Raw genomic sequence first — 26312 nt, forward strand, 5'->3', positions numbered from 1 at the left:
GGTTAAATCGTGCTTGGCAGAGGTGGGAGCGCTTCCATCGATGTCGAACGAAACGTACAGGAAAACCCTGACTAACCCACCGCACCGCGAACTGCGATAGCGGTGGGGCGGATGCGCCCACATCCGCCCCACCTGTGCCCTACCGCAGCGACTCGCGTCGCGCGGCTCCACGGACAGGAGAATCCTAGTGCCTACCCACAGTGACGGCATCCGCCCTCCGGGCCGGTGGCGTCGGTTGTTCGCCGGAGCCTGCGGCGTGCTCATCGTCAGTTCCATGGCAACGGGCCTGGCCGCAGCGCCCGCGCAGGCCGCCGCTCCGTACAACTACGGCGAAGCGCTGCAGAAGTCCCTGTTCTTCTACGAGGCACAGGCCGCCGGACCCAAGCCGTCGTGGAACCGTGTCGCCTGGCGCGGCAACTCCGCCCTGAACGACGGCTCCGACGTCGGCCTGAACCTAACCGGCGGCTGGTTCGACGCGGGCGACCACGTCAAGTTCGGCTTCCCGATGGCCGCCACGGCCACCATGCTGGCCTGGGGCGCGGTCGAGTACCGCGCCGCCTACTCGGCATCCGGCCAGCTCACCCCGCTGCTGAACAACCTGCGCTTCGTCAACGACTACTTCATCAAGGCGCACCCGTCGGCCAACGTGCTCTACGGGCAGGTCGGCAACGGCGGGGCGGACCACCAGTGGTGGGGTCCGGCCGAGGTGATGAAGATGGCGCGGCCCGCGTACAAGATCGATTCTAGTTGCGGCGGCACGGACCTGGCGGCGGAGACGGCGGCCGCGATGGCAGCGGCCTCGATGGTCTTCCGGCCGACCGACCCGACCTACGCGAACACGCTGGTCAGCCACGCGCGTCAGCTGTACACCTTCGCCGACACGGTGCGCAGGAAGTACAGCGAGTGCATCACCGACGCGAGCAGCTACTACAACTCGTGGAGCGGCTTCAACGACGAGCTGGTCTGGGGCGCGCTCTGGCTGCACCGGGCCACCGGCGAGGCGGCCTACCTGAGCAAGGCCGAGTCCTACTACGCCAACCTGGGCACCGAGCCGCAGTCGAGCACCCACTCCTACAAGTGGACGCACGACTGGGACGACAAGACCTACGGCTCGTACGTGCTGCTGGCCAAGCTCACCGGCAAGCAGCAGTACGTCGACGACGCCAACCGGTGGCTGGACTACTGGACCGTCGGCGTCAACGGCCAGCGCATCACGTACTCCCCCGGCGGGCAGGCCTGGCTGCAGCAGTGGGGTTCGCTGCGCTACTCGGCGAACACCGCCTGGGTGGCCTTCGTGTACTCGGACTGGATCAGCGACGCCACCCGCAAGGCGCGCTACCACGACTTCGCGGTCCGGCAGATCAACTACATCCTCGGCGACAACCCGAACAACCGCAGCTACGTCAACGGTTTCGGGAACAACCCGCCGATCAACCCGCACCACCGCACCGCGCACGGCTCGTGGACCGACAGCCTGACCAGCCCGGTCAACAACCGGCACGTGCTGTACGGCGCGCTGGTCGGCGGGCCCGGCTCGGCCAACGACGCGTACACCGACGACCGCGGCAACTTCCAGATGAACGAGGTCGCCACCGACTACAACGGCGGCTTCACCTCCGCGCTGGTGCGTATGTACAGCGAGTTCGGCGGCACGCCCCTGGCGAGCTTCCCGCCGACGGAGGCCCCCGACGACGCCGAGATGTACGTCGAGTCCGGGCTGAACACCACGGGGACCACCTTCACCGAGGTCAAGGCGCTGGTCTACAACAAGTCGGCATGGCCGGCGCGCGCGCTGAGCAACGGCTCGTTCCGGTACTACTTCACCCTCGACGGGGCGACCACGCCGAGCCAGATCAGCACGTCGGTGGCGTACAGCCAGTGCTCGCCGCCGACCGGGCCGAACCAGCACAGCGGCAACGTGTACTACGTGACGATCTCGTGCGCGGGGCAGAACATCATCCCGGCCGGGCAGTCCGACTGGCGGCGCGAGATCCAGTTCCGGATCACCAGCTCCGGCACCTGGGACGTCAGCAACGACTGGTCCTACCAGGCGACCCTGGCCCGCAACAGCAAGATCACGCTGTACGACGGGACCACCAAGGTCTGGGGCGACGCCCCCGGCGGCGGCACCCCGGACACCGTCGCGCCCAGCACACCGGGCACCCCCGCGGCGTCCTCGATCACCGCGACCGGCGCGACGCTGTCGTGGACCGCGTCCACCGACACCGGCGGCAGCGGGCTCGCGGGCTACCGCGTCTACCGCGAGGCGGGCACCACCGACGTGCTGGCCGGGTCACCGACCACCAACACGTTCGCGCTGACCGGCCTGACGGCCTCGACCTCGTACACCTACTACGTCATCGCCGTCGACGGCGCGGGAAACGCCTCCACGGCCTCCTCGCCCGTCACCTTCAGCACCACGGCCCCGCCGAACGACACCACCGCGCCGACGCAGCCGGGCACGCCGACAGCCACCTCGATCACACAGACCGGCGCGACGCTGGTGTGGACCGTCTCCACCGACAGCGGCGGCAGCGGCCTGGCCGGCTACCGCGTCTACCGGGAAGCGGGCACCACCGACGTGCTCGCCGGGTCGCCGACCACGAACTCCTTCGCCCTCAGCGGTCTCACCGCGTCGACCTCGTACACCTACTACGTCGTCGCCGTGGACGGCGCGGGCAACACCTCGGCCGCGTCCTCGCCCGTCACGTTCACCACGTCGGGCACCGGCGGCGGGGCGAGCTGCGACGTGGCATACCTGATCGAGAGCCAGTGGCCCGGCGGATTCTCCGTGAAGGTCACCATCAAGAACACCGGCACGACGGCGATCAACGGCTGGACGCTGACCTACCCGTTCCCCGCGTCGGGGCAGGCCGTCAGCAGCGGCCACAGCGCGAACTGGTCCCAGTCCGGCCTCAACGTCACCGCCACGAACCTCTCCTGGAACGCCAACCTGGCCCCGAACGCCTCCACCACGATCGGCTACAACGGCGTCTGGACCACCGCCAACCCCGAACCGACCGCCTTCAAGGTCAACGGCGCGACCTGCACTGTCAGCTGAGTTACCAGGGGCGCTTTCCACAACGCGATGTGTTGTGGAAAGCGCCCCTTCCGTCCTCATCGGACTTCTGACGTCGCAGGGCCGTGCCTAGGCTGACGAGACGAAGGCACCGGCGGCGGAGCGGGAGGTTCGGGTGATGGTCGACGATCGCGTCGGGTGCGAGGTTCGCGATGTTCGGTGATCCGGAGCAGGCGAGTCAACGCATCGACGACTGGCAGGCGGCCGTCGAGGCCAGCGCGGCCCGCGCCCGGGAGCTGGCGCAGCGGCAGGGTGAGCTGGCCGTCACCGTCGCGGTCGCCGAGGGCTCGGTGACCGCGACCGTGGACCACACGGGTCGGCTGACGACGCTGAAGCTCGACGACCGCGTGCGTGCCTGGTCGCTGGAGAAGCTGTCGCGGACCGTGATCGAGGCGAACGACGCCGCCCGGTGGGCGCTGCGAGCCGAGCTGAGTCGGCTCATCGACGGGTCGGGGCTGCGTGATGCGACCTGACGACGGCGGCCCGCCGCTGCGGGCGCTGCCCGATCAGATCCGCGACCACGGCCGAACCATCGACCACCTGGTGGAGCGCGTCGCGGAGACCCGCGCGGCGGCCGCCCGCGTCGGCTACGACAGCGGCTCCTACGGGCTGCTCAACGGATGGCTGCCGCGCCTGATCGACGACCTGGTCGACCGTGCCGTCGAGTGCGTCGACCAGACCTCCCGCACCATGGACACCATCGCCGACGGGCTGCGCACGGTCGCCGACACCTACGCCGCGGGCGACGCCGCCGCCGACACCACCGTGCGGGGCGTGCGATGAACGAGCCCGGCGACACGCTGGTCGCCGACCGGGTCGACACCACGACCTGGTTCTCCGGAGTCGGCATCGCCGAGTCGCTGGACATGCTCATCGACGGCATCGAGAACGGCTCCTGGATCGACGGCACCCTCGGTGGCGCGACCCTGGTCGCCGAAGGCGCCGCCTGGGCGTTCGACCCCTTCGGCATGCTGGTCACCGCCGGGTTCGGCTGGGTCGTGGAGCACGTCGAACCGCTGTCCTGGTGCCTGGACCAGCTCGCGGGCGATCCGGACCAGTTGCGGGCGAACGCCCAGACCTGGCGCGACATCGCCGCCGAGCATCAGCGGATCGCCGACGGATACGGCCGTGGCACGGTAGCCGACATCCCCGACTGGACCGGGCAGGCCGCGGCGGCGTACGGCACGCATGCCCAGCGCAGCATGGAGATGCTGTTCGCACTCTCCAAGATCGGCGAGTGCATGGCCGTCCTCGTCGAGGCGTCCGGTGCGCTGGTCGAGGCGGTGCGCACCATCGTGCGGGACCTGATCGGCGAGTGCGTCGCCACGCTGCTGGCCCGGCTGCCGATCTGGACCGCCGAGGAGGTGTTCACCTTCGGCCTGGCCACACCGGTGGTCGTCGCCCAGGTCAGCACCGTGGTCGCCCGCTGGGCGGCGAAGATCGCCCGGATCATGAAGGCGCTGGTCCGCAGCCTCGGCAACCTCATCCCGGTGATCAAGCAGGTCGACACCGGCATGGGCACCTTCATCGTGTTCGCCAAGCGCCAGCGGCCCGAGCTGCCCGGCCGGGGCGTGACGCCGACCGGCGACCTCGGCGGCCTCACCCGCCCGCCCGACCCGGCGAGCCAGGCCGGCGATGTGGGCCTGCTCGCCGACAAGATCGCTGAGCACGCAGGTCAGCGCAGCATCCCCGGCGTCGAAGACACCGACCTGGCCGGTCACCTGGAGGACGTCATGCGGGCGAACCCGGGCCACCGGGTGCGGGACACACCCGGCCGCGTCCCCCGCTATGTCTGGTGGGACGCCGACACGGGCACGATCATCATCAGAGAGGGCGACCGGGGCACGTTCATGCAGCCCGACAACGGTTACGCCTATTACCTGCAGCAGCTCGACGAGTGAAGGGGCACCGGCAGATGGCGGTGAACTGGGCTGACGACGCCCCTGCGACGGAAGCCGCCTGGACACGGCTGACTCCCGCGGAGCGGGCCTCGATCGACCAGGTGGACGCCGAACGACTGGAGCGCGAACGTGCCGGCATGGCACCCCGGTTCGCCGAGGCCCTGATCGAGCCGAAGTACTCGGTCCGCAACCGGTTCCGGCTCTGGGAGCACCTGATCCGGCGGCTGGAACAGGACCGCCTCGACGAGGGCTACCTGATCGACCTCTACTTCAACGATCTGACCAGCCGTGACACGCTCGGAACGCTGCTGGACGCGCATCCGGAGTTGGCGGCCGGCGAGTTGGGCCCGCTGCTGGCAGCGCTCGACCGCAGATTCGAGGCAGCGACCGAGTTCGACGGCGGCGCGGAGCGGCGACGGTGGACCTCCCGCTTCGAGTCCGAACAGCTCAGCCCACGCTGGTCCCGCCGCCCGCACCGGCTGCCCTGGGAGCACTGAGACGAAAGGGCGCTTTCTGCGACACGAAGCGTCGCAGAAAGCGCCTCCCCGACACCGGACTGCCCGAGAGCAGGCAGCAATGCTGTCAGACCTGCTTAGATCCGGCCGACGCCGACGCCGGCACCGGCACTGACCTTGCCCGGCACCGTGGCGGCAGCGTCGAGCTGGTAGCCGTAGAAGGTGCCGGGCTCGGTGACGGTGCCGTTCGCTTCACAGGGGCCCGAGTTGGCGAACGCGTTCGCACGCTGAACCAGGCGGCCCGGGGCGCTGTCGGCGTAGCCGCTCGTCGAGTAGCACGGGAACGCCGTGTTCTCGAAGTAGTTGCCCTCCACGACCACGCCCGCGTTCTCCGTGGACGCGACGCCGTACAGGCCGACGTTGCGGTAGTGGTTGTTGTACACGTGCACCGGCTCGCCGAAGCGGACCCGCGGGTGCCGCTGGTTGGACCCGTCGAACAGGTTGTGGTGATAGGTCACCTTCAGGTGCCCGATGTCGTCGGGGAACGTGTCGGAGTGCCCGAGCAGCATGGACTTGTCGGTGCCGTGGAAGACGTTCCAGGACACGGTGACGAAGTTCGACTGCCGCTTCACGTCCACCGAGCCGTCGTAGCCGGGCCAGAACTCGTTGTGGTCGATCCATACGTGGCCGAGCCGCTGTTGAAGTTGTCGGAGAACAGCGTGGCGGCCATGGCGACGCCGCCGGTGAGGTTCAGCAGCATCGTCATCACGACGGCGAGTGCTGCGGTGGCGGCGGCGGTCACCAGACCGGCTCGCCTGGCGCGGTGCGCGCCCGGGCTGTGCGCGTGTCGCATGGAAGATCCTCCTCAGATCTTTCCGACGCCGGCGCCGGCCATCACGATGGCCTTGACGTCGGCGGGGTTGTCCAGCACGTAGCCGTAGTAGGCGCTGGGCTCCTCGACGGTGCCGGAGCAGTCGGGGGCACCGGGCTCGTTGCCGGTGTAGACGTTGTTGCGAGCCACGCAGCGACCGCCCGGACCTGCGTAGCTGTTCGTGACGGGCTCCTCGACGCTCTCGAAGTAGTTGCCCTCGACCACGCAGCCCGCGTCGGTCTGGCAGGCCACGCCGACGTCGGTGTTGTGGAAGTAGTAGTTGTTGTAGATGTGCACCGGCTCGCCGTAGCGCACCCGCGGGTTGCGCTGCGGGGTCTCGTCGAACCAGTTGTGGTGGTAGCTGACCTTCAGCCGGCCGGTGTCCTGCAGATCGTCGGCGTCGTCGCGCCCCAGCAGCATGTTCTTGCTGTGGTCGTGGGTGTGGTTCCACGAGATGGTCACGTACGACGAGCCGCGCTTGACGTCGATCAGACCGTCGTAACCCTGGGCGAGGTCGTTGTGGTCGAGCCAGATGTGGTGCGAGAACATCTGGACGTTGATCGAGTCGTCGCTGGCGTTGCGGAAAACCATGTTGCGGATGATCACGTTCTGCACCGCGTTCGCGGGCGGCGACGTGATCGCGTCGTCGATCGGCAGGCCGATGTTGAAGCCGCCGCCGGAGATCCCGGAGTTCGACCCGACGCCGATGATCGACTTGTGCGAGCTGACGTTGTACATGCCCGCCGGGACCGTGATCAGCCCCTTGACGCAGATGTTGAGCGGGCCGGTCTGCGCGATCGCCGTGATCAGCTCGGCGGCCGTGTCGACCTCGATGGTCGCGCCGCCCGCGCCGCCGGTGGTGCCGTTGCGGCCCCAGGCGTTCACGGCCGCGAAGCCGACCGGGCTGCCGCCGGTGTTGCAGGTGCCAGGCGGCGGCGGGGAGCTGCTCGGCGAGGGTGACGGCGGCTGCCCTGTGCCGGACGGGCTGGGGTTGCTCGGCCCGGCCGTGTCGGTGACGGTGACGTCGTCGAACGCGGCGCTGGCGTACGACGCCATCAGGCCGACCTTGCCGGAGGCGAACGTGCTGTCGGTGGCCGTGGCCACCTGCGTGCCGTTGACGAACGCGGTCAGCGACGAGCCGAACGCGTCCAGCCGCAGCGTGTACCAGGTGCCCGGCGACACCGCGACGGTCGCGGTGGCCAGCGTGGTGATCCCGCCGCCGGAGACGCGGCGCAGCTGCGCCGTGCCGGAGCCGGTCAGCACCAGCGAGTAGTAGTTGGACAGGCTCTGCAGCCGGGCGGCCACGCCGACCGAGCGGGTGCTGTTGCCGAAGGCGATCGGCTTGACCCGGGCCGAGACCGACTGGGCGGTCCAGGTCGAGCCGGCCTGCGCCTTGGCGTCGGCACCGGTGCTGGTCTGCCGGTACGCCTGGCTGCCGTCGGCAACCACCGACCAGCTGCCACCGGACTTCGACCAGCCGGTCGAGTTGCCGTCCTCGAAGTCGTCCGAGAACAGCGTGGCCGCGTACGCGGTGCCGCCGAACCAGGTCGTCCCCAGGGCCAGGACGAGGGCGGTCAGCCCCGCGCCGAGTGCCGCGGCCACTCCGCGACGCCGTGGAGCCGCGCGTGTGAGCAAGGACATGAGCGGTACCTCCTTGGAGGAACCGCACCCGGTGGTCCGGCACGGGTGTGCCGGAGGGCGCCACCAGGGTGCGGGAGCTCTGTGCGCCGTCGGTTGAGCGGGACCGCCGGCTAACGGGGCCCGGCGGCCGGGCAGGGTCCGGCCGCCGGGCGCCGGGTCAGCGGGCGCCGAGCTTTCCGGCGCCGGAGAGCAGCGTGGCCAGCGGCACAGCCCAGCCGGGCAGCGGCTGGTACGCGCGCAGCGTCGGCGTCCAGCCGGCGTCCGCGCCGAAGTCCGGGTCGTTGACCGCGTTGTACGCCGCGAGCAGGTTCAGCGGCCCCGGGCGGCCGCTGCCGACCCGGCCGTAGCTGCCGCGCTCGGTGACGACGGTGCCCTTCCAGTCCTTCAGCACCCGGTCGGCGGTGATGCCGTCGGTGAGCGTGAAGTGGTTGTTCTCCAGGTACACCGCGGACTGGATGCCCAGGCCGACGCTGTAGTCGTAGAACTCGGCGATGCGGAACGTGTTGTTGTACACGTCGACCTGCCCGAACCGGACGCGCGGCGCGCGCTGGCCGACCCCGTCGAACACGTTGTGCCGCAGGGTGACCCGCAGCTTGCCGACGTCCGGGCCGACGGTGTCCGAGGAGCCGATGAGCATCGTCTTGTCGTGGTCGGTGAACACGTTCGCCGACACGGTGACCAGGTCGGAGGTATGCGTGATGTCGCACGCGCCGTCGTGCACCTGGTACGGCCGGCCGAAGTACACCGGCTGGTTCGCGTCCGGGTTGTCGCCGTCGCTGAAGGTGTTGTGGTCGATCCACACGTTCGTCGAGCGGCGCACCGAGACCAGGTCGTACTCGGAGTTCCAGTTGCCTTCGGCGCCGTCGGTGGGCCGCCAGCGCGGGAAGCAGTCGGCCGCGTCCTCGAAGTTCAGGTTGCGGACGATCACGTTGTTGCCGCCGTCGATCATCAGCGTGAGGTGGCGCAGGGTGGCGTGCCCGAGGCCGAGGATCGTGGTGTTCGGGCCGACCCGCAGCTCGGTGCGGGCCCGCTGGTTGGCCACCGAACGCACCCGGGCCTGCTCGATCGGCCCGCTCGGGTCGGTGGCGCGGCCCCAGACCGCCGGGTCGTACGCGGCGAGGTAGCTCTCCAGCGTGTAGCCCGGGTCGGCGAGGTCCGCGCAGGTGAGCGTGGTGCCGTCGGCGGTCTTGAGGCCGTCGATGACGCCCTCCACGAAGACGATCTTCGGGTCCGCGCCGGTCAGCGCCGCGGCCAGCTCGTCCCGGTTGCGCACCGTGAACACGTGCGCGTCGTCGGCGGCCGAGCCGCCCGTGGTGCCGGCGCCGGAGGCGGCCCAGCCGTCGTTCGCCGCAAGCGGCTGGCGGGCGAGCTGCTGCGCCCACCAGCCGGGGCCGCTGGGGTCACCGGTCGCCGCCGCGGGCGACGCGCCCGTCAGCAGCAACAGGACGCCGAGGGCGGATCCGGCGACGACTCGCCGGACCCGGCGACCGACCACATTGTCTTGCCTTCGCATCGCGCTCTCCATTATGTGTCCGACGTGTTACTCATCTGGCAACATAAGAAGAGACGGCAGTGAAGTCAATGGATGGTGAATGCAGCTTTGTTGCAGCCCTTAAAGCACAGTTTTCCCTGTTCCAGCTATCGGAATGGCTGGAAGCAGGGACTATTCATATCGACCTTGCCACGTCTTTTCAAGCGTTTGCAGTCCCGCCCGGAACAGTTGCATGCCACGGCGCGGAAAGCTCGTTCATCAGGGCCCCCTCGGCCGCGCAGCGGCGCAGCACGTCGTTCACGCCGACCAGCGTGCGGTGCCCGTCCTCGACGGCCAGCACCTCCGGCGCGACCTGGTAGGGCGGTTCCGCCGCGCGCAGCTGCTCGATGACCGTGGTGAACGAGGCGGTCCGGGCCAGCCCGGACAGCAGCGGTGTGCCCGACGCGCGGAACGCCAGCAGGTTCTCCAGCAACGTCGACCGGCCCTCCACCAGCTCCGCCACCGGTTCGCCGGGCAGGCGCAGCCGGTCCTCGCGGAAGGTCAGCTCGGCAGTGCCGCGGTCGCCGTACACGGTGAGTTCGCCGTCGACGAAGTCCTCCCCCGCCAGCGTCACCGCGACCAGCACCCGCACCCCGCCCGCCAGGGTGATGCGCAGGGTGGCGGTGTCCTCGACCTCGATCGGGCGCACCCTCAGCCAGTCCACCTCGACCCGGATCACCGGCAGGTCCAGCACCGCCAGCGCCTGCATGACCGCGTGCGCGAACGGGTTGGCCAGCGCGCCGTCCAGCGACGGCCGGCCGTTCACGCTGCGCCGCCCCGACCAGGGCGAACGTGCCCAGTAGCTGTCGTCGCGCCGCCAGCAGCCGAGCACCGAGATCTGCCGTACCGTGCCCAGCCCGCCCGCCGCGACCGCGTCGCGCAGCCGGACCAGGGCGGGTGAGGCGAGCGACTGGAAGCCGACCTGCACCACCCGCCCGGTCGCGTCCTGCTCGGCGAGCAGCGCGTCGTGCTCAGCCCTGTCGAGCACGGGCGGCTTCTCCAGCAGCACGTCCGCGCCCGCGTGCAGCGCGTCGCGGGTCAGCGCCAGGTGCGTGTGCGGTGGCGTGCACACGATGACGACTTCGGGCTTGGTCTCGGCGAGCAGCGCGGTGTGGTCGGCATAGACGGGCACGCCGTCCGGCGGGTCCACCACCGGCCGCGTGTCGGCCAGCCCCACCAGCCGGACCAGCCCGCGCTTCTCCTGCTCGGCGAGCTGCTCCCGGTGGTGCAGGCCGTGCCCGTTCGCGCCGATCAGCGCCACCGACGTGGCGGTCATGCCGTCCTCCTTCGCCTTGTCCAGGTCACGCACCGCCGCGCGCCCGGCCCGTTCAGGTGAACGCGGCTCGCGGCGCGGAGGTGTCCGGCGCCCTTGCTGCCCGCACCGACTCCTCGGGCGGTGTCGCCGGCAGCAGGCCGAGGACGTGCCGACCGATCGGCGTCGAGCACCGCGAACGCCGGAACCGCCATCACTTCACCGCCGTCCGGACCACGTCCGCCGCGCCGTGGGTGGCCAGTGCCGTGCGCCACGCCTCGATCATGCGGCGTCGGGCCGGGTCCGGCACTTCGAGCACGCCGCCGGGGCCGAACAGCCCTTCCGTGCTGAGGTCGGCGCGGACCTCGGCGGCGCGCGGGTCGTCCAGTGGCAGCGCCTGCCCGGCGTCGCCCGCGCCCTCGGCGAAACGGGCCCAGGCCGCCAGGATCAGCGTGGCCAGGGTCGGTTCGGCGACCGTGTTCAGCACCGACAGCGCGCGCTGCGGCAGCTTCTGCGTGCCGTCCATCGCCACCTGCAGGCAGCGGTGCCCGAGCCGGGCGTTGGCGAACCGCTCCAGCGCCGCATCACCGTAGTCGACGACCGTCACCCCGTCGGGAGGCGTCATCGACGCCGCGACCTCGGTGGCGACGTAACGGCGCAGCAGGTCGGTCATGCCGGGCAGAGCGATGGCGTCGGCGATGCTCTCGCAACCCGCCAGTGCGCCCAGATAGGCCAGCGCGCTGTGCACGCCGTTGAGGGCGCGCAGTTTGAGGTGCTCCCACGGGGTGACGTCGCCGGTGAGCACCGCGCCCCCCGCCGCCCAGTCGGGGTGCGCCCCGGCGAAGGAGTTCTCGATGACCCACTGACGGAACGGCTCCCCGGCGACCGCGGCCAGGTCGCGGGCCCCGAGGCAGCGTTCCGCGGCGGCCAGGGTGGCGGCGGTGGTGGCGGGCACGATCCGGTCCACCATGCTCGACGGGCAGCGCACCGAGCTGTCGAACCACTCGCGTTGCGCGTCGGGGATCATCCCCGCCAGCAGCTTGCCCAGCACGACGCCGTTCGACGGCAGGTTGTCGCAACTGAGCACGGTGATCGGGCCGCTGTCCGCGCGGGCGCGGGCGACCAGGCCGTCGATCAGCAGGCGCGGCACCGCCGCGTCGGGGGCGTACGCCTTCTCGGTCACGGTCAGCGTCACCACCCGGATCGCCGGGTCGGCCAGCAGCGCCACCACGGCCGCCGGATCGCTCGCGGCGTGCACCGTGTCGTTGAGCGCGCCCAGCACCCGGGTGCGCTCGGCCGACGCGTCGAGCGTCACCACGCTGTAGAGGTGGTCCTGCGCCCGCAGCGCCTCCAGCACGTCCCGCGAGCGCGGCGCGACCGCGACGATGCCCCAGTCGCCGCCGCGCGCGGCCATCGCCGCCTCGATGTAGACGGCCTGGTGGGCCCGGAAGAACGCGCCCAGGCCCAGGTGCAGCACGCCGGCCTTCGCCTCGCCGGGCCGCACGGCCGGGCGGCTCTCCGCGGGCAGCCGCGACAGCGTCGCCCGGCCGAGCCGGGTCGCGGGGACCGTCATCGCCATGTCGGGCCGTCCGGGAACGAGAACTCGGCGATCGACTCCGGCTTGAAGGTGACCGAGTAGCCGGGCTTGCTCGGCAGCCGGTAGCGGCCGTCGACCACGGTGATCGGGTCCTCGAAGTGCTCGTGCAGGTGCGCGACGTACTCCACCATGCGGCCGTCGAGGGAGCGGCCCAGCCGCAGGTAGTCGAAGATCGACAGGTGCTGCACGTACTCGCACAGCCCGACGCCGCCCGCGTGCGGGCACACCGGCACGCCGAACTTCGCGGCCATCAGCAGGATCGACAGCACCTCGTTGACGCCGCCGACCCGGCAGGCGTCGATCTGGCACACCTGGATCGCGTCAGCCTGCATGAGCTGCTTGAAGATGACCCGGTTCGCGGCGACCTCGCCGGTCGCGACCCGGATGGGCCGCACCGAGCGAGCCACGGCCGCGTGCCCGAGCACGTCGTCGGCGTGCGTGGGCTCCTCGATCCAGTACGGGTTCACCTCGGCCAGCACCGCCATGTTGGCGATCGCCTCGTCGACGTCCCACACCTGGTTCGCGTCCATCATCAGCAGCGCGTCGGGGCCGATCTCCGCGCGGATGAGCCGGGCGCGGCGCAGGTCGTCCTCGATCGGCCCACCGACCTTCATCTTCATCGCCCGCCACCCCTGGGCGTACGCCGCCTTCGTCAGCTCGCGCACCTGCTCGTCCGGGTAACCCAGCCAGCCCACCGACGTGGTGTACGACGGGAACCCGTCGCGCTCCAGCACCGCCAGCCGCTCGGCGTAGCCGCCGTCGTCGGCCAGCAGCGCCAGCGCCTCCTCGCGGGTGATCGCGTCGGTGATGTGGTGGAAGTCGACGCTGTTCACCAGCTCCTCGGCCGGCATCTCGGCCAGCAGCCGCCACATCGGCTTGCCCTCGGCCTTGGCCCGCAGGTCCCACACCGCGTTGACCAGCGCGCCGGTCGCCATGTGGATGACGCCCTTCTCCGGGCCCAGCCAGCGCAGCTGCACGTCGGCGCTCAGCGAGCGCCAGAACGCCACCGGGTCGGCGAAGATCTCCTCCAGCGTGCGGCCGACCACATGGTGCGACAGTGCCTCGATCGCCGCGCAGGCGATCTCGTTGCCGCGCCCGTTGGTGAAGGTGAAGCCCGCGCCGAACAGGCCGGGCTCGGTGTGCAGCTCGACGTACGCGGCGCTGTAGTCCCCGCGGTTGATCGCGTCCGAGCCGTCGCCCTTCGCGGCGGTCGGGAAGCGTACGTCGTGCACCTTGGCGTCGATGATTTTCATGACTGTCCTACTCGGAAGATCTTCTTGGGCAGGTGGTATGCCAGGTCGGCGATGGTCTCGGCGGCCTCGTCGAGGCCGAGGCGGTGCTCGGCGACCAGGCGCGCGAGCCAGCCGGCGTCCACGCGCCGGGCCACGTCGTGGCGCACCGGGATGGAGCAGTACGCGCGGGTGTCGTCGACGAACCCGGCGGTGTTGTAGAAGCCCGCGGTCTCGGTGACCGCCTCCCGCCAGCGGCGTAGCGCCTCCGGCGCGTCGAGGAACCACCACGGCGCGCCGACGAACATCGCCGGGTAGCCGCCGGCCAGCGGGGCCAGCTCGCGGGTGAAGGTGTACTCGTCGAGCGTGTAGACGACGACCCGGAACCGCGGGTCGTGCCCGAACTCGTCCAGCAGCGGCCGCAGCGCGTTGGTGTACTCGGTCGCCACCGGGATGTCCCCGCCGACGTCGCGCCCGTGCGTGCGGAACAGCGCCGCGTTGTGGTTGCGCGACGAACCCGGGTGCAGCTGCATGACCAGGCCGTCCTCGACCGACATGCGGGCGAACTCGATCAGCATGTGCGCCCGGAACGCCTCCGCTTCGGCGGGGGTGGCGGGCGGGCCGGGGATCACGGGCGTGCCGTCGGGCGTCTGCGCCAAACCGTCGTGCAGGGCACGTTCGAACAGCAGTTTGGCCTCGTCGGCGGTCAGGCCGCCGGTGGCCGCGGTCGGGTGCCCGTGGTCGGAGCAGGTCGCGCCCGCGGCGATGAAGTCCAGCCGCCGCTGCGCCAGCGCCGCCAGGAAGCCCTCGTAGGTGGTGGTGTCGTGGCCGGTCAGCTCGCCGAGCTTGGCCACCCGCGCGGCCCAGCCGGGCCAGTCCATGTCCACCAGGTCGTCCGGGCGGAACGTGGTGATCACGCGGCCGCCGGGGCCACCCCAGCCGTCCGCGGCCAGCTTGGCGTGGCGGGACAGGTCGTCCAGCGGCGACTCGGTGGTGGCCAGCACCTCCAGGTTGAACTTGCCGAACAGCGCCCGGGGCCGGTATTCCGGCTGCTCCAGGCGCGCGGCCAGTTCGTCGTACACCCGGTCGGCGGTCTGCGGCCCGAACGGGGTCTCGATGTCGAACACGGTCTTGAACGTCTGCTCCAGCCACAGCCGCGACGGCGTGCCCCGGAACAGGTGCCAGTGCTGGGCGAAGGTGCGCCAGATGACCCGCGGGTCGGTCTCGGTCGGGCCGCCGTCGACGCGCGGCACGCCCAGCCGGTCGGGGGTCACCCCCTGGCTGAGCAGCATGCGCGTCACGTAGTGGTCGGGCACGATGATGAGCCGGGCCGGGTCCGGGAACGGCGCGTCCTCGGCCAGGATGCCGGGGTCGACGTGGCCGTGCGGGCTGATCAGCGGCAGGTTCCGCGCATGCGTGTAGAGCTCCCGGGCGATCGCCCGGGTGCGCGCCTCCGCCGGGAACAGCAGGTCGTCCACGTGGTCACTCCCATTCCGAGATGTCGAGCAGTTCCGCCACGTCCACGCTGCGCCCGGAGGCGATCGACGCGTTCGCGGCCAGGCCGGTCAGCAGCGAGCGCGCGCCGTCGAGCGCCGTCGCCGACCGGTGCAGCGGGTCGGCGTCGCCGCCGAAGAGCACGCCGGTCATGCGCACGTCCGCGCCGCCGTGGCCCTGCCGGTCGTACGCCGCCACCGGCACCTCGACCGGCGGCTCCCAGTACCGGCGCAGCCGCAGCGAGACGCTGCCGGACTCGGCGGCCGCCTCGACGCCGTGCAGCGCGGCCGAGTGGCCCTTGACCGCGCCGGCCACCCCGGGTGCGACGTGGTCCGACTCGACGATGTCCAGCTCCAGGCGGCCCCGGCTGCCGTTGAAGGCGATCCGGTAACCCTCCCAGGGCGAGTACGCGGTGAGGTGGTACGACATGGTCGCGCCGCTGGCGTAGCGGACCAGCACCGCCATGTCGTCCTCGATGTCGGTGCCGGGGGCGAACACGTTCACGTCGCGGTGATACCCGTCGTGGGACTCGGCATCGAGGTAGAGCTCGGCCAGATTCGGGTTGTCGGCCAGGTGCAGCGCGAACGGGTCACCCAACGCGGCAGGGTCGCCGTGGGCGCGGGTGTAGTCACGGGCGTAGCCGTGGCGGGCGCCGCTCTCGCCGTACAGGAACAGCCGGCCCTCCGCGGTGACCCGGACCGGCGTGCTGTTCAGCCACCAGTTGACCAAGTCGAAGTGGTGGGTGGCCTTGTGCACCAGCAGGCCGCCGGAGTTGGCCCGGTCGCGATGCCAGCGGCGGAAGTAGTCCGCGCCGTGGCGCACGTCGAGCAGCCACTCGAAGTGCACCGAGCCGATCTCACCGATCGCACCCTCGGCCAGCAGCGTCTTGACCTGCTCGTGCACCGGGTGGAAGCGGTAGTTGAAGGCGACCCCGACCTTGCCGTCATTGCGCCGCACCGCCTCCAGGATGCGCCGGCACTTCGGCACGTCCACGGTCATCGGCTTCTCGGTCACCACCGCGCACCCGGCGTCGAGCGCCGCGACGATGTACTCGTCGTGCGTGGCGTCGACGCTGCACACGACCAGGGTGTCGACGCGCTCCTTGGCCAGCATCGCCGGCACGTCGCCGGCGTCGTAGGCCACGGCGGGCGGAGCGCCCGCCGCCTGCAGGCGGCGCTGCTGGGCGGCGATCCGGGCGGGGTTGACGTCGGCGAGTGCGACGAGTTCGCCGTGCCTGGTGAGGGCCTGGGCGAACATCTGCGCTCGAGCCCCGGTCCCCACGATCGCGTACCGCGTGGTCATCCGGCCTCCTGGGCCTCATGCGACTACAAACGTTTGCAGCAGAACTAACCATCGCGGTCCTATCGCGTCAATGGCTGGCCCAGAATCCGCCTTGATTGTCCCGAATTTTCCGGCTGAGGACACCACCAAGGTCCACTGTCGAAACCAGATCGACATCTTCGACCGTTGACACGGTCGCAACCGTTTGCATTAATGGGTCACCACCGTGATAGCCAACACGCCGATCGCGTGTACACAAAGGAGTGCAGGTGCCGGCCACAATCCGCGATGTCGCCAAGGCCAGTGGCGTGCACGTCTCCACCGTGTCCCGCGCGTTCAGCGCACCGCAGTTGGTGAACGCCGAGACCCGGGCCCACGTGCTCGCCGCGGCAGAAGAGCTGGGCTACCGGCCCAACCGGGCCGCCCGCGCGCTGATCACCGGGCGCACGCACAACATCGGGCTGATCGTGGCGGACATCGCCAACCCGTTCTTCCCGCCGCTGATCAAGGCGGCGGAGAGCCATGCCCGCGGCCGCGACTACCACGTCTTCGTCGCCGACACCAATGAGGACGCCGGTGTCGAGGAGGAGCTGGTGCTCGCCCTGGCCAAGCAGGTTGACGGGGTGCTGCTGTGCAGCCCCCGCATGAGCAACACCCAGATCGAGCAGCTGTCCCGCGAGGTCCCGCTGGTCGTGGTCAACAGGCCGGTCCCCGGCCTGCCCGCGGTCGTGATGGACGTCGCGCAGGGCGCCAAGCTCGCGGTCGAACACCTGGTGAGCCTCGGCCACCGCGAGATCGCCCTGCTGGGCGGCCCGCGCGGGTCCTGGACCAACCGCGAGATCCGCCGCGCGGCCACCCTCGCCGCCCGCACCGCGGGAGCCGAGCTGGTGGTCCTCGGACCCAACGCGCCCACCGAGGAGAGCGGGTCGGCCCAGGCCGAGGCCGTGCTGCGGGCCGGCGTCAGCGCCGTGCTCGCCTACAACGACCTCATGGCCGTCGGCCTGATCGACGCACTCGACCACCGCGGGGTCAAGGTGCCGGATCAGATCAGCGTCGTCGGGATAGACGACACCGCGCTGAGCCGCCGCACCCGCCCCATGTTGACGACGGTGGCCACCCCCACGGCGGCCGCCGGACGGGCAGCCGTCGACATGCTGCTCCAGCATGGCGACGACCGCCGCACCACCGCACTGGTAACGCTCCAGACCGAGTTGGTCATCCGCGACTCGTCAGGCCCGGGCCCGCATCGCACTGCGGGCCCGGGCAGGCGGCAGCAACCGCCCGTTGACGGTGTCGCTTCCGAGAGCAGGGAGTGAAAGCTATGCACCCAGCGACACCTGCGCCGGCCGACGAGCCGACGCAGCACAACGGTAGCCTGCCGGCGGGCGGTTGGAATCGCCGCCATCTGCTGCGCATGCTCGCCGGAACGGCCATCGCCGTTCCCGTCGGCAGCCTGCTGGCCGCCTGCGGCGGCGAGGAGGAGCCGGCGGCGCTCGACCCGAACGCCAAGTACACCGTCTCCTTCTTCTGGTGGGGTGGCGAGGCCCGCGCCAAGCTGACCGAGGAGGCGCTGAAGCTCTACACGAGCAAGCACCCCAACGTCACGATCACGCCCACCTGGCAGGCGTTCACCGGCTACTACGACAAGCTGGCCACGATCTCCGCCGGCGGCAACGCGCCCGACATCTTCCAGATCGACGACAACGGCCTGGCCGAGTACGCCGGCCGCAACGTCACCCTGGACCTGTCCAAGTACACGGCGAACAAGAAGATCGACGTGTCCAAGCACCCCGAGAGCCTCACCAAGTACGGGCAGCTCGGCGGCAAGCAGGTGGCCATCGCCACCGGCGAGAACACCCCGGCGATCATCTACGACAAGACGAAGCTGACCGAGCTGGGCATCGAGGTCCCGCAGATCGGCTGGACGTACGACCAGATCATCACCTGGGGCGCCGGCGTCACCACCAAGGCGGGCGGCAAGTACTGGGGCCTGATGGACCCGAGCTCGGACTACAAGGCGCTGTGGCTGTGGCTGCGCGCCCAGGGCAAGGAGTTCTACGACGGCCCCAAGATCGCCTTCAGCGAGGCGGACCTGGTCGCGTGGTTCCAGCTGTGGGTGGACGCCCGGACCAAGGGCGCGACCCCGCCCGCCGACATCTGCCACGAGGCCGTCACCGGCAGCGTCGCGACGCAGCTCGTGGTCACCAAGAAGGCCGCCGTGTCCTTCATGTGGTCCAACCAGCTCTCCGAGATGCAGAAGGCCACCAAGAACGACCTGGGCATGACGGCGTACCCGGGCGACCCGAAGGGCCAGTGGGCGCGCGCGTCGACGTACTGGGCGGCCTCGCGCACCACCAAGGCGCCCGACGTGGTGGCCGACATCATCAACTTCCTGGTCAACGACGTGGAGGCCGGCAAGATCCTGGGCGTGGACCGGGGCCTGCCGAACAACCTCGACGTGCGCAAGGCGGTCTCCGACGCGCTGACCGACCAGAAGATGAAGGACACCGTCACCTTCGAGAACGAGATCACGCCGAAGTTCGGCCCGGCCCCCGCGCCGCCGCCGAAGGGCCACAGCGGCCTGCGCAACACGCTGCGCGACATCGCCGAGACGGTGTCGTACGGCAAGGCCACGCCCGAGGCCGCGGCCAAGCAGTTCTTCACCGAGGCAGCCGCCGCTCTGGCGTGACCTGACGCTGGTGGGACTCCCCCGGCGGCCCGCGGTACAGGCGGGCCGCCGGATCACCACCAGCGGACACGGGCCCGGCCCGGCCGATCGGCGGCCCGGGGCCGGGCCCGTTCCATTCCGCCGTTTTTCGTTCTCGTTCCTGGAAGGGGACCGCGCGTGGCACTCACCACGGCCTCCCGACCGGCCCTCCCGGTCCCGGCGGCAACGCCGCCGGCGGCGCGCGGCCGGCGCAAGAAGAACTACGCCGCCCGCCGCTCCGAGGGCCTGGCAGGCTACGTCTTCCTCTCTCCGTGGCTGATCGGCCTGATGGCGATCACCGCGTTCCCGATGCTGCTCTCGCTCTACCTCAGCTTCACCAACTACGACGTGCTGTCGAGCTGGGAGTTCGTGGAGTGGGTCGGCCTCGACAACTACAAGAAGATCTTCACCCTCGACCCGACCTTCTGGCAGTCGGTGCGGGTCACCCTCACCTTCGGCCTGATCGCGATCCCACTGAAGCTGATCGCCTCACTGGGCGTGGCCCTGCTGCTCAACCGGGAACGCCGCGGCGTCGGCCTGTTCCGCAGCATGTTCTACCTGCCGTCGCTGCTCGGCGGCTCGGTCGCGCTGGCCCTGGTCTGGGTCGCCATGTTCAACGGCGAGGGCGCGTTCAACGCCGGTCTGAGCATCTTCGGCATCGAGGGTGAGAACTGGATCAACAACCCGGACTGGGCGCTGGCCACCCTCATGGTCCTCACCATCTGGCAGTTCGGCGCGCCGATGGTCATCTTCCTGGCCGGCCTCAAGCAGGTGCCGACCGAACTCTACGAGGCCGCGCAGGTCGACGGGGCCAGCAAGGTCAAGCAGTTCTTCCACATCACGCTGCCGATGCTGTCGCCGGTCATCTTCTTCAACCTGCTACTGGAGACGATCAACGGCTTCCAGGGCTTCACGTCGGCCTTCGTCATCAGCAACGGCACCGGCGGCCCGCTGGGCGCGACCAAGCTCTACACCCTGCACATCTACGACAAGGCCTTCACCGACTTCGAGATGGGTTACGCCTCCGCGCTGGCCTGGATCTTCCTGGCGGCGATCGGCCTCATCACGATCGTCTTCTTCAGCACCGGCAAGTTCTGGGTGCACTACTCGGACGGAGAGAACTGATGGCCCGCGTACGTGGCTGGGTGCGGGTGCTGGCCCTGCTCGGCGTGCTGGCGATCGTGCTCTACCCGCTGATCTGGGTACTGGGCTCGTCGCTGAAGTCGCCCACCGAGGTGACCAGCAACCTCTCCGTCTGGCCCGAGGAACTGACCTGGTCGAACTACTCCGACGGCTGGAGCTACATCCCCGGCGTCAGCTTCGCCCGCTTCTTCGGCAACAGCCTGGTGATCTCGCTGGCCACGGTGCTCGCGAACGCCGCATCCTGCCTGGTCACCGCGTACGCCTTCGCGCGGCTGCGGTTCTGGGGCCGCAAAGGCTACTTCGCGCTCATGATCGCGACGCTGCTGCTGCCCGGCCACGTCCTGATCGTGCCGCAGTACGTGCTGTTCAGCGAGTTCGGCTGGATCGACACCCCGCTGCCGCTGATCCTGCCGAAACTGCTGGCCACGGAGGCGTTCTTCATCTTCCTCATGGTCCAGTTCATGCGGGGCATCCCCCGCGAACTCGACGACGCCGCCAAGATCGACGGTTGCGACCCGTACCGCACGTTCTGGCACGTCATCCTCCCGCTGTCGCGACCTGCCCTGATCACGACGGCGATCTTCTCCTTCATCTGGACCTGGAACGACTTCTTCACCCAGCTGGTCTACCTGCCCAGCGTGCCCAGCTACACCGTGCCGGTGGCGCTGCGGCTGTTCATCGACTCCAGCGGCCAGACCTCCATCGGCCCGATGCTGGCCATGTCGGTACTCTCCCTGCTTCCGGTGTTCCTGTTCTTCCTGGGCTTCCAGCGCTTCCTGGTCCAGGGCATCAACACCAGCGGACTGAAGGGCTGAGACATGACGGCGACGACCACCACGGACTGGCGCGACACCCTGCGTGACGCGGCCGACCTCGCCCTGGTCGGCATCGTGGTGACCGTCGCGGCGGTGCCGGTCGTGACGACCGGCGCCGCCGCCGCCGTCGGTGCGCAAGCCGTCCAGCAGCGCTTCACCGACGGCCACTGGCCCGGCCCGCGCGACCTGCTCCGCTCCTTCGGCCGGCGCCTGCTGCCCGGCGCGCTGGCCACCCTGGTCGTGCTGGCCGCGCTGCTGCTGCTCACCCTCAACATCTTCTGGCTGAACCAGGGCCTGGTCCCCGGCGGCGGGGTGCTGCTGGGCGTCACGGCCGTCGCGGCGGTGGCGGTCCTCGGCCTGGCCGCGCTCGCGATCCCCTTCCTCGGCCGCGGCCACACCTACCGCCGCGCCCTGCGCACCGCGCTCTCCCGCCCGGCCCTGATCGTGACCTGCGCGGGCGTCATCGGCATCGCCTTCCTGCTCGGCTCCATCCTCCCCATCACCGCCCCCCTCCTGGTCGGCTACGTCCTGCTGGCCCTGCACACCATTGCCCGCCGCGTCCCCTGAGCCAGATCACGCCAGACATGACTTGCCCTTCCGTGCGAGAGCCGTGAATTCCGACCGTACCGCCGATGGGTGTGCCATGACATCAATGCGCCATCTTCACCGCGACCTACTCGCGTGGGTGAACGGGCAGCCGATAAGCGGCCAAATTCCCGTAATGGAGCTTGTGCTTCGCACACCCGGCGGATTCGCTCTGTCCCCCGCGGTCCTGCACGAGTTTCCCGTTGACGATGGAGGTCTTCATCGACGTCGAGTTTCGCGGCTACCGCCTTTAAGCGAGGATTTCGATCGGATACTAGTCGGAGCGCCGCTCTGGGTGAGGACTCCCTCGGAAACTGCGCTCACTCTCTACGGAAACCTGGCCCAGCACGAGCGGGCTTCAGTCCGGCCACTTTTCGAGGAAAGGGCGCGAAAGCGACCTCTGTCGTGGCCATGGTCGCGACAGCCAAGGTCATCCGATTGAGCACATGCCTTACAAGATCTGTTTTTGTGGACGCTGGACGCCCCCATAGGGGCACTCAGCGTCCACAAAAGCAGATCTTGCGGGGCTTGGAGGTCTGGATGCGGCTAACCACAAGTCGCGGATGAAAAAACGGCGGGCACCCGAGGGCGCCCGCCGCGTCGCGCTGATGCTGACCGGGGTCAGCCGTTCGGGAACAGCATGGCGAAGTCGGCGAAGGCCATCGCGACGTCGCTCTGCGCCCAGAACCGGTGGTAGTTGAAGCTCGGCGCGGGGCCGCCGTCCAGGTGCGCCTGGACCTTGGCCCAGTCCGGGTCCTGCTTGTACCAGGACCGGATGTCGAGGAACGACTTGCCGGCCGTGATGATGTCGCCGTTGGGCATGTCGCCGGTCCAGCCGGACGGGACGTAGATGCCCTGGCCGGTGGTGGCGTTGTAGACGTCGTCGAACCGCGAGTAGTCGCCGCGGGTCTCGGTCGTCGAGACGCCCTTGCTCTCGGCCTTGGCGTACAGCGCGTCGATGAGGCCCTTGCCGGTGGTCTTCGCCGCGGCGTTGCCGGACTTGGCGGCGTAGAACAGCAGCGCACGGGCCAGCGACGCGGCGACGCCGACGTCCTGGCCGGTGCTGGTCACCGTGACGTGCAGGTTGGTGTTGCTCGCCGGGCTGGACGGGTTCCAGGTCGCGGGCGCGCCGGACCAGCCGAGCTCGGACGGGACGGCGAAGTTCGTGCCGCTGACCGTGGTGTTGGCGACGGCCCACGGCACCCACTTGTCGAGCAGCGCCTTGGCCTTGAGGTTGCCGGTGGCGTAGTACAGCTCGGCGATGCGGCCCATCGACCAGACCTGCATGCCGAACCACTGGTTCGACGGCGGGTCGTGGTAGACCGGCTTCTCGTCGTAGAACATGCCGTAGAAGGTGGGCGTGTTCGCGGGCGGCGTGGCATACGAGCCGGCCCAGCTGTTGGTCGCGCCGCCGGCGATGCCGCCCTCGGCGGACTGCAGCCACTGGTAGAACTCGAGCTGGCGGTTGAAGCTGTTGGTCCAGTCCGCGTTCGCGGTCGGCGACTGCGGCTTCAGCTCGTTGACGTTGGCCAGCGCGTACGCCGCCATCGGGTTCTGGTAGCCGAAGTGGTTGAAGCTGGAGCCGATGCGCCACGACCAGGCCGACGTGAGACCGCCGCCCCAGGCGTAGTACCAGGACATCAGGTAGTGCATCGAGTCACGGCCGGTGCCGGCGGCGCAGGTGGTCGCGCCGACGCAGTTGCCGATCTTCTTGAAGTACTTGTCGAACATGGCGTAGCGCAGGTAGTCGCCCATCTTCGCCGCCTTGGTCAGCGTCGACGCGATCTGCGACTGCTTGCCCTGCTCGGTGGCCCAGGTCAGCGCCCAGTAAGCCGCCTCGATGGCGCGGGCGTCGGCGTCGGGGGCGTTGGTGTACTTCCACTGCGCCGCGGGCGCGCTGGACTCCTTGACGAACAGGTCCAGGTAGCCGTTGGGGCCGCCGTGGTTGAGGTTGTCGCAGCTCGGCTGCGGGATGGTCTCCCACACCGACTCCTGCGGGCCCCGCTGGAAGGTGTTGATGTACGCCGGGCGCGTGGTCCCGTTGCCGCAGCGGCCGAAGCCGTACTTGTTGTCGACGTCGAGCAGCCAGTGCATGCCGTAGATGCTGCCGTTGCCGTAGGTGCTGGTCAGCTCGCTGCGCAGCGGGTCGACCCCGACGGGCACGCTGGGCTGCAGCTGCGACGGGTAGTTGGCCGGGGTCAGGTGCTCGGCCGCGTACTGCGGGGTGCCGGCCACGCCCGCGTTGGGCTGGTCGGTCGCCGACGGGATGATGTACTGCTCCATCACCGTCCAGGCCTGGTTGAACTTGGTCCAGTCCTGGGTGAACCGGCCGTAATAGGCCTCCAGCCACAGCCAGTAGGAGAACGCCTCGCTGGTGGTCTCGTGGCCGTAGTCGGGCGCCTCGACGATCAGCGTCTCGATGGAGTGGTACGGCACGCCCTCGGGCGAGAAGTATCCGTTGGCCGTGTTCTTGATCTTGTTGTACTGCTCGATGAAGCGCTGCGTGTAGACGTTGACCTCGTCGTCGGCCTCGGTCGCGGTGACGACGCCGGGGTCGTACCCGGTGGCGCTGGCGGTGATGGTCGCCGAGCCGGAGGCGTTGTCCGCGTCCTGCGCCGCCGCCAGGGTGACCGTCTGCTCGGTGCCCCAGTTGCTGGTGCTGAACGTCAGCGTCGCGCCGGTGGAGACCGACACGTCGGTGTCACCGGCGGTGCGGGCCACGGCCACGGTCAGGTTCGCCGACGGCGCGGCCGACAGCTTGACCTTGAACGTGTTGGTGCCGCCCTCGGGCACGCTCACCGCCGCCGTGCTCGCCGCGTTGACCAGCACCTTCGGCGCGACGGAGGCGTCGACGACGACCGTGGTGTTCGCCGTGGCGGTCGCGCCGCCGTTGTCGGTCGCCTTGGCCTGGAACACGTACGTGCCGACCGGCAGCGCCGAGACGTCCCAGGTGTACGGCGACGCGGTGTCCGAGCCGAGCAGCAGCCCGTCGCGGTAGAACTCGACCTTCGACACGGTGCCTGGCGAGGTGTCCGCAGCGGTCGCCGCGATGGTGAACGCCGCGGGGGCGGTGTAGTGGGTGTTGTTGGCCGGGGCGGTGATGCTCACCGTCGGCGCCGGGTTGGCCCCGGTGCACGCCGTGCCGTTGATGGTGAACGCTGTCGGCGACGAGTACGTGCCGCTCCAGCGGCCGTTGAAGCCGATGCCGGTGGAAGCGTTCGTCGGCACGTTTCCGTTGTAGCCGAGGTTGGTCGCGGTGACGTTCTGGCCGGACACGGCGTAGTTCGCCGACCAGCCGGGCAGGGTGACGGTCTGCCCGGAGGGCAGCGTGAAGCCGAGCGTCCAGCTCGTCCACGGGTCACCGAGGTTCTTCAGGGTCAGGTTGGCGGTGAAGCCGCCGGAGCCGGGGGCTTCGGTCCACGGGTTGGCGGTGTAGACGACCTCGCAGGCGACTGCGGCCTGGGCCGGGCTCGCCGCCACCACCAGACCGCCGAGGGCGACGACCGCCGCCGTGGCGACGGCGCCTGAGCGCCGCAGGATTCTGTGGCGGGAACGCCGCAGTGTGTGCAACAAGATGAGCTCCTCGCGAAGACGCCGGGAGCAGGTCCCGGCGGGAAACCGTTCGAGCCGTCGGCGATGACGGCGGTGCCGCAGCGGCGCATCCATGCCCTGACGTGCCGTGTCGCGCGAACGTGGCTCCCGATCGCGAATTCCGATCAGTCTTGCATGGGAGCGCTTCCATCGCAAGAGGTCACTACCTTCCTTGCCAAGATCGTCTAACATGCCGGGCAACCGGGCGAAAGCGGGCTCACGATACGCACGTTTGTCCGGCAAGTCGGCGGATCAAGGCGGACCGCGCCGAACGCGGGCCACCGCACTGGAAGAATGATCGGTATGACCGTTCCTGACGTGACCCTCAACAACGGCGTCCTGATGCCCCAGCTCGGCTTCGGTGTGTGGCAGGTCGATGACGACGCGGCCGAGCACGCCGTGACCACGGCACTGCGGGCGGGCTACCGGAGCATCGACACCGCCATGATCTACGGCAACGAGCAGGGCGTCGGCCGTGCGCTGAGCGCCGCCGGAGTGCCCCGCGAGCAGCTGTTCGTCACCACGAAGCTGTGGAACACCGACCACGAGTACGACAAGGCCCTGCGCGCCTTCGACGCGAGCCTGGACCGGCTCGGCCTCGACTACCTCGACCTGTACCTGATGCACTGGCCGGTGCCGTCGCAGGACCGCTACACCGAGGCCTGGCGCGCGATGGAGAAGCTGTACGCCGACAAGCGGGTGCGCGCCATCGGCGTGTCCAACTTCACCGTGCAGACGATGAGCCGCCTGCTCGACGAGTTCGACGTGGTGCCCGCGGTCAACCAGATCGAGCTGCACCCGCACTTCCCGCAGGAGGAGCTGCGCAAGCTGCACGCGGTGCACGACATCGCGACCGAGGCGTGGAGCCCGCTGGGCCAGGGCAAGGGCCTGCTCGACGACCCGGTCCTGGCGCGGATCGCGGCCAAGCACGGCCGGACCCCGGCACAGGTGGTGCTGCGCTGGCACCTGCAGCTGGGCAACGTGGTCATCCCCAAGTCGGTGACCCCGTCGCGCATCGCCGAGAACATCGACGTCTTCGGCTTCGCCCTCGACGACGAGGACATGGCAGCGATCGCCGGCCTGGACAACGGCGGCCGCATCGGCCCCGACCCGGCCGTGTTCGCCTGGATGGGCTGACCG

The 26312-nt window shown here is 69.9% G+C and carries 21 protein-coding genes; 11 read left to right on the forward strand and 10 right to left on the reverse strand.

Annotated features, from left to right (window positions below; all coding sequences use genetic code 11):
- The first annotated feature begins 274 nt into the window (after positions 1-274).
- From ACFQO7_RS08055 to ACFQO7_RS08075, 5 genes are all read left to right on the forward strand, one after another.
- Positions 275-3061 (forward strand): glycoside hydrolase family 9 protein, encoded by a 2787-nt coding sequence (locus ACFQO7_RS08055; protein WP_376805817.1) that lies wholly within the window; start codon positions 275-277, stop codon positions 3059-3061.
- Positions 3062-3231: 170 nt separating this feature from the next.
- Complete coding sequence (locus ACFQO7_RS08060; RefSeq protein WP_376805818.1) at positions 3232-3552, forward strand: YbaB/EbfC family nucleoid-associated protein; 321 nt, start codon at positions 3232-3234, stop codon at positions 3550-3552.
- Positions 3542-3862, forward strand: coding sequence for a type VII secretion target (locus tag ACFQO7_RS08065; protein ID WP_376805819.1), 321 nt, complete (start codon positions 3542-3544; stop codon positions 3860-3862). Before ACFQO7_RS08060 ends, ACFQO7_RS08065 begins: the two co-directional genes overlap by 11 nt.
- A complete protein-coding gene (locus ACFQO7_RS08070; RefSeq protein ID WP_376805820.1) occupies positions 3859-4980 on the forward strand; it encodes a WXG100 family type VII secretion target in 1122 nt (373 codons plus the stop codon). The genes ACFQO7_RS08065 and ACFQO7_RS08070 overlap by 4 nt, the downstream gene beginning before the upstream one ends.
- Before the next feature lie 20 nt (positions 4981-5000).
- Entirely contained in the window at positions 5001-5477 is a 477-nt protein-coding gene (locus ACFQO7_RS08075) for a hypothetical protein (RefSeq protein WP_376805821.1), read from the forward strand.
- 95 nt (positions 5478-5572) lie between these two features.
- On the opposite strand, the gene ACFQO7_RS08080 is transcribed toward ACFQO7_RS08075, so the two are convergent.
- The 9 genes from ACFQO7_RS08080 to ACFQO7_RS08120 all read right to left on the reverse strand — a co-directional run bounded on the left by ACFQO7_RS08080 (position 5573) and on the right by ACFQO7_RS08120 (position 16352).
- Positions 5573-6073 (reverse strand): pectate lyase family protein, encoded by a 501-nt coding sequence (locus ACFQO7_RS08080; RefSeq protein WP_376805822.1) that lies wholly within the window; start codon positions 6071-6073, stop codon positions 5573-5575.
- Entirely contained in the window at positions 6064-6288 is a 225-nt protein-coding gene (locus ACFQO7_RS08085; protein ID WP_376805823.1) for a hypothetical protein, read from the reverse strand. The genes ACFQO7_RS08080 and ACFQO7_RS08085 overlap by 10 nt, the downstream gene beginning before the upstream one ends.
- A 12-nt stretch (positions 6289-6300) precedes the next feature.
- Positions 6301-7947 carry a pectate lyase family protein gene (locus ACFQO7_RS08090; protein WP_376805824.1) on the reverse strand — a complete coding sequence of 549 codons (1647 nt, stop codon included), beginning with the start codon at positions 7945-7947 and terminating at the stop codon, positions 6301-6303.
- Between the two features lie 157 nt (positions 7948-8104).
- Positions 8105-9460 (reverse strand): pectate lyase family protein, encoded by a 1356-nt coding sequence (locus ACFQO7_RS08095; RefSeq protein ID WP_376805825.1) that lies wholly within the window; start codon positions 9458-9460, stop codon positions 8105-8107.
- 178 nt (positions 9461-9638) lie between these two features.
- Positions 9639-10754 carry a Gfo/Idh/MocA family protein gene (locus ACFQO7_RS08100; protein WP_376805826.1) on the reverse strand — a complete coding sequence of 372 codons (1116 nt, stop codon included), beginning with the start codon at positions 10752-10754 and terminating at the stop codon, positions 9639-9641.
- 190 nt (positions 10755-10944) lie between these two features.
- Complete coding sequence (locus ACFQO7_RS08105) at positions 10945-12309, reverse strand: mannitol dehydrogenase family protein (protein ID WP_376805827.1); 1365 nt, start codon at positions 12307-12309, stop codon at positions 10945-10947.
- Positions 12300-13580: an enolase C-terminal domain-like protein gene (locus tag ACFQO7_RS08110; protein WP_376805828.1), complete on the reverse strand. Its 1281-nt coding sequence runs from the start codon at positions 13578-13580 to the stop codon at positions 12300-12302. Before ACFQO7_RS08110 ends, ACFQO7_RS08105 begins: the two co-directional genes overlap by 10 nt.
- Positions 13577-15034, reverse strand: coding sequence for a glucuronate isomerase (gene uxaC / locus ACFQO7_RS08115; protein ID WP_376805829.1), 1458 nt, complete (start codon positions 15032-15034; stop codon positions 13577-13579). Before uxaC ends, ACFQO7_RS08110 begins: the two co-directional genes overlap by 4 nt.
- Positions 15035-15038: 4 nt before the next feature.
- The gene (locus ACFQO7_RS08120; RefSeq protein WP_376805830.1) at positions 15039-16352 is read right to left on the reverse strand and encodes a Gfo/Idh/MocA family protein; all 1314 of its coding nucleotides are present in this window, start codon (positions 16350-16352) and stop codon (positions 15039-15041) included.
- Positions 16353-16600: 248 nt separating this feature from the next.
- Here ACFQO7_RS08120 and ACFQO7_RS08125 point away from each other — a divergent pair, with 248 nt between their 5' ends.
- From ACFQO7_RS08125 to ACFQO7_RS08145, 5 genes are all read left to right on the forward strand, one after another.
- Positions 16601-17647, forward strand: a complete 1047-nt coding sequence (locus tag ACFQO7_RS08125; RefSeq protein ID WP_376805831.1) for a LacI family DNA-binding transcriptional regulator — start codon at positions 16601-16603, stop codon at positions 17645-17647.
- Positions 17648-17652: 5 nt separating this feature from the next.
- Complete coding sequence (locus ACFQO7_RS08130) at positions 17653-19020, forward strand: ABC transporter substrate-binding protein (RefSeq protein WP_376805832.1); 1368 nt, start codon at positions 17653-17655, stop codon at positions 19018-19020.
- Positions 19021-19176: 156 nt separating this feature from the next.
- Positions 19177-20163 carry a carbohydrate ABC transporter permease gene (locus ACFQO7_RS08135; protein WP_376805833.1) on the forward strand — a complete coding sequence of 329 codons (987 nt, stop codon included), beginning with the start codon at positions 19177-19179 and terminating at the stop codon, positions 20161-20163.
- Entirely contained in the window at positions 20163-20996 is an 834-nt protein-coding gene (locus ACFQO7_RS08140) for a carbohydrate ABC transporter permease (RefSeq protein WP_376805834.1), read from the forward strand. Before ACFQO7_RS08135 ends, ACFQO7_RS08140 begins: the two co-directional genes overlap by 1 nt.
- A 3-nt stretch (positions 20997-20999) precedes the next feature.
- Positions 21000-21563, forward strand: a complete 564-nt coding sequence (locus ACFQO7_RS08145; protein WP_376805835.1) for a hypothetical protein — start codon at positions 21000-21002, stop codon at positions 21561-21563.
- Between the two features lie 639 nt (positions 21564-22202).
- Here the strand turns inward: ACFQO7_RS08145 and ACFQO7_RS08150 are convergent.
- On the reverse strand, positions 22203-25154 hold the full coding sequence (locus ACFQO7_RS08150) for a glycoside hydrolase family 48 protein (RefSeq protein ID WP_376805836.1): 2952 nt from the start codon (positions 25152-25154) through the stop codon (positions 22203-22205).
- A 321-nt stretch (positions 25155-25475) separates the two neighbouring features.
- Here ACFQO7_RS08150 and ACFQO7_RS08155 point away from each other — a divergent pair, with 321 nt between their 5' ends.
- On the forward strand, positions 25476-26309 hold the full coding sequence (locus tag ACFQO7_RS08155) for an aldo/keto reductase (protein WP_376805837.1): 834 nt from the start codon (positions 25476-25478) through the stop codon (positions 26307-26309).
- Positions 26310-26312: the final 3 nt, after the last annotated feature.

Source organism: Catellatospora aurea, assembly GCF_042663325.1.
Taxonomy (GTDB): domain Bacteria; phylum Actinomycetota; class Actinomycetes; order Mycobacteriales; family Micromonosporaceae; genus Catellatospora; species Catellatospora aurea.

Coding starts and splice junctions, on each gene's coding strand:
- ACFQO7_RS08155 (WP_376805837.1), top strand. CDS start 25,476: ATGACCGTTCCTGACGTGACCCTCAACAACGGCGTCCTGATGCCCCAG.
- ACFQO7_RS08065 (WP_376805819.1), top strand. CDS start 3,542: ATGCGACCTGACGACGGCGGCCCGCCGCTGCGGGCGCTGCCCGATCAG.
- ACFQO7_RS08095 (WP_376805825.1), bottom strand. CDS start 9,460: ATGCGAAGGCAAGACAATGTGGTCGGTCGCCGGGTCCGGCGAGTCGTC.
- ACFQO7_RS08055 (WP_376805817.1), top strand. CDS start 275: ATGGCAACGGGCCTGGCCGCAGCGCCCGCGCAGGCCGCCGCTCCGTAC.
- ACFQO7_RS08070 (WP_376805820.1), top strand. CDS start 3,859: ATGAACGAGCCCGGCGACACGCTGGTCGCCGACCGGGTCGACACCACG.
- ACFQO7_RS08145 (WP_376805835.1), top strand. CDS start 21,000: ATGACGGCGACGACCACCACGGACTGGCGCGACACCCTGCGTGACGCG.
- ACFQO7_RS08090 (WP_376805824.1), bottom strand. CDS start 7,947: ATGTCCTTGCTCACACGCGCGGCTCCACGGCGTCGCGGAGTGGCCGCG.
- ACFQO7_RS08140 (WP_376805834.1), top strand. CDS start 20,163: ATGGCCCGCGTACGTGGCTGGGTGCGGGTGCTGGCCCTGCTCGGCGTG.
- ACFQO7_RS08130 (WP_376805832.1), top strand. CDS start 17,653: ATGCACCCAGCGACACCTGCGCCGGCCGACGAGCCGACGCAGCACAAC.
- ACFQO7_RS08085 (WP_376805823.1), bottom strand. CDS start 6,288: ATGCGACACGCGCACAGCCCGGGCGCGCACCGCGCCAGGCGAGCCGGT.
- ACFQO7_RS08105 (WP_376805827.1), bottom strand. CDS start 12,309: ATGGCGATGACGGTCCCCGCGACCCGGCTCGGCCGGGCGACGCTGTCG.
- ACFQO7_RS08100 (WP_376805826.1), bottom strand. CDS start 10,754: ATGACCGCCACGTCGGTGGCGCTGATCGGCGCGAACGGGCACGGCCTG.
- ACFQO7_RS08110 (WP_376805828.1), bottom strand. CDS start 13,580: ATGAAAATCATCGACGCCAAGGTGCACGACGTACGCTTCCCGACCGCC.
- ACFQO7_RS08120 (WP_376805830.1), bottom strand. CDS start 16,352: ATGACCACGCGGTACGCGATCGTGGGGACCGGGGCTCGAGCGCAGATG.
- ACFQO7_RS08060 (WP_376805818.1), top strand. CDS start 3,232: ATGTTCGGTGATCCGGAGCAGGCGAGTCAACGCATCGACGACTGGCAG.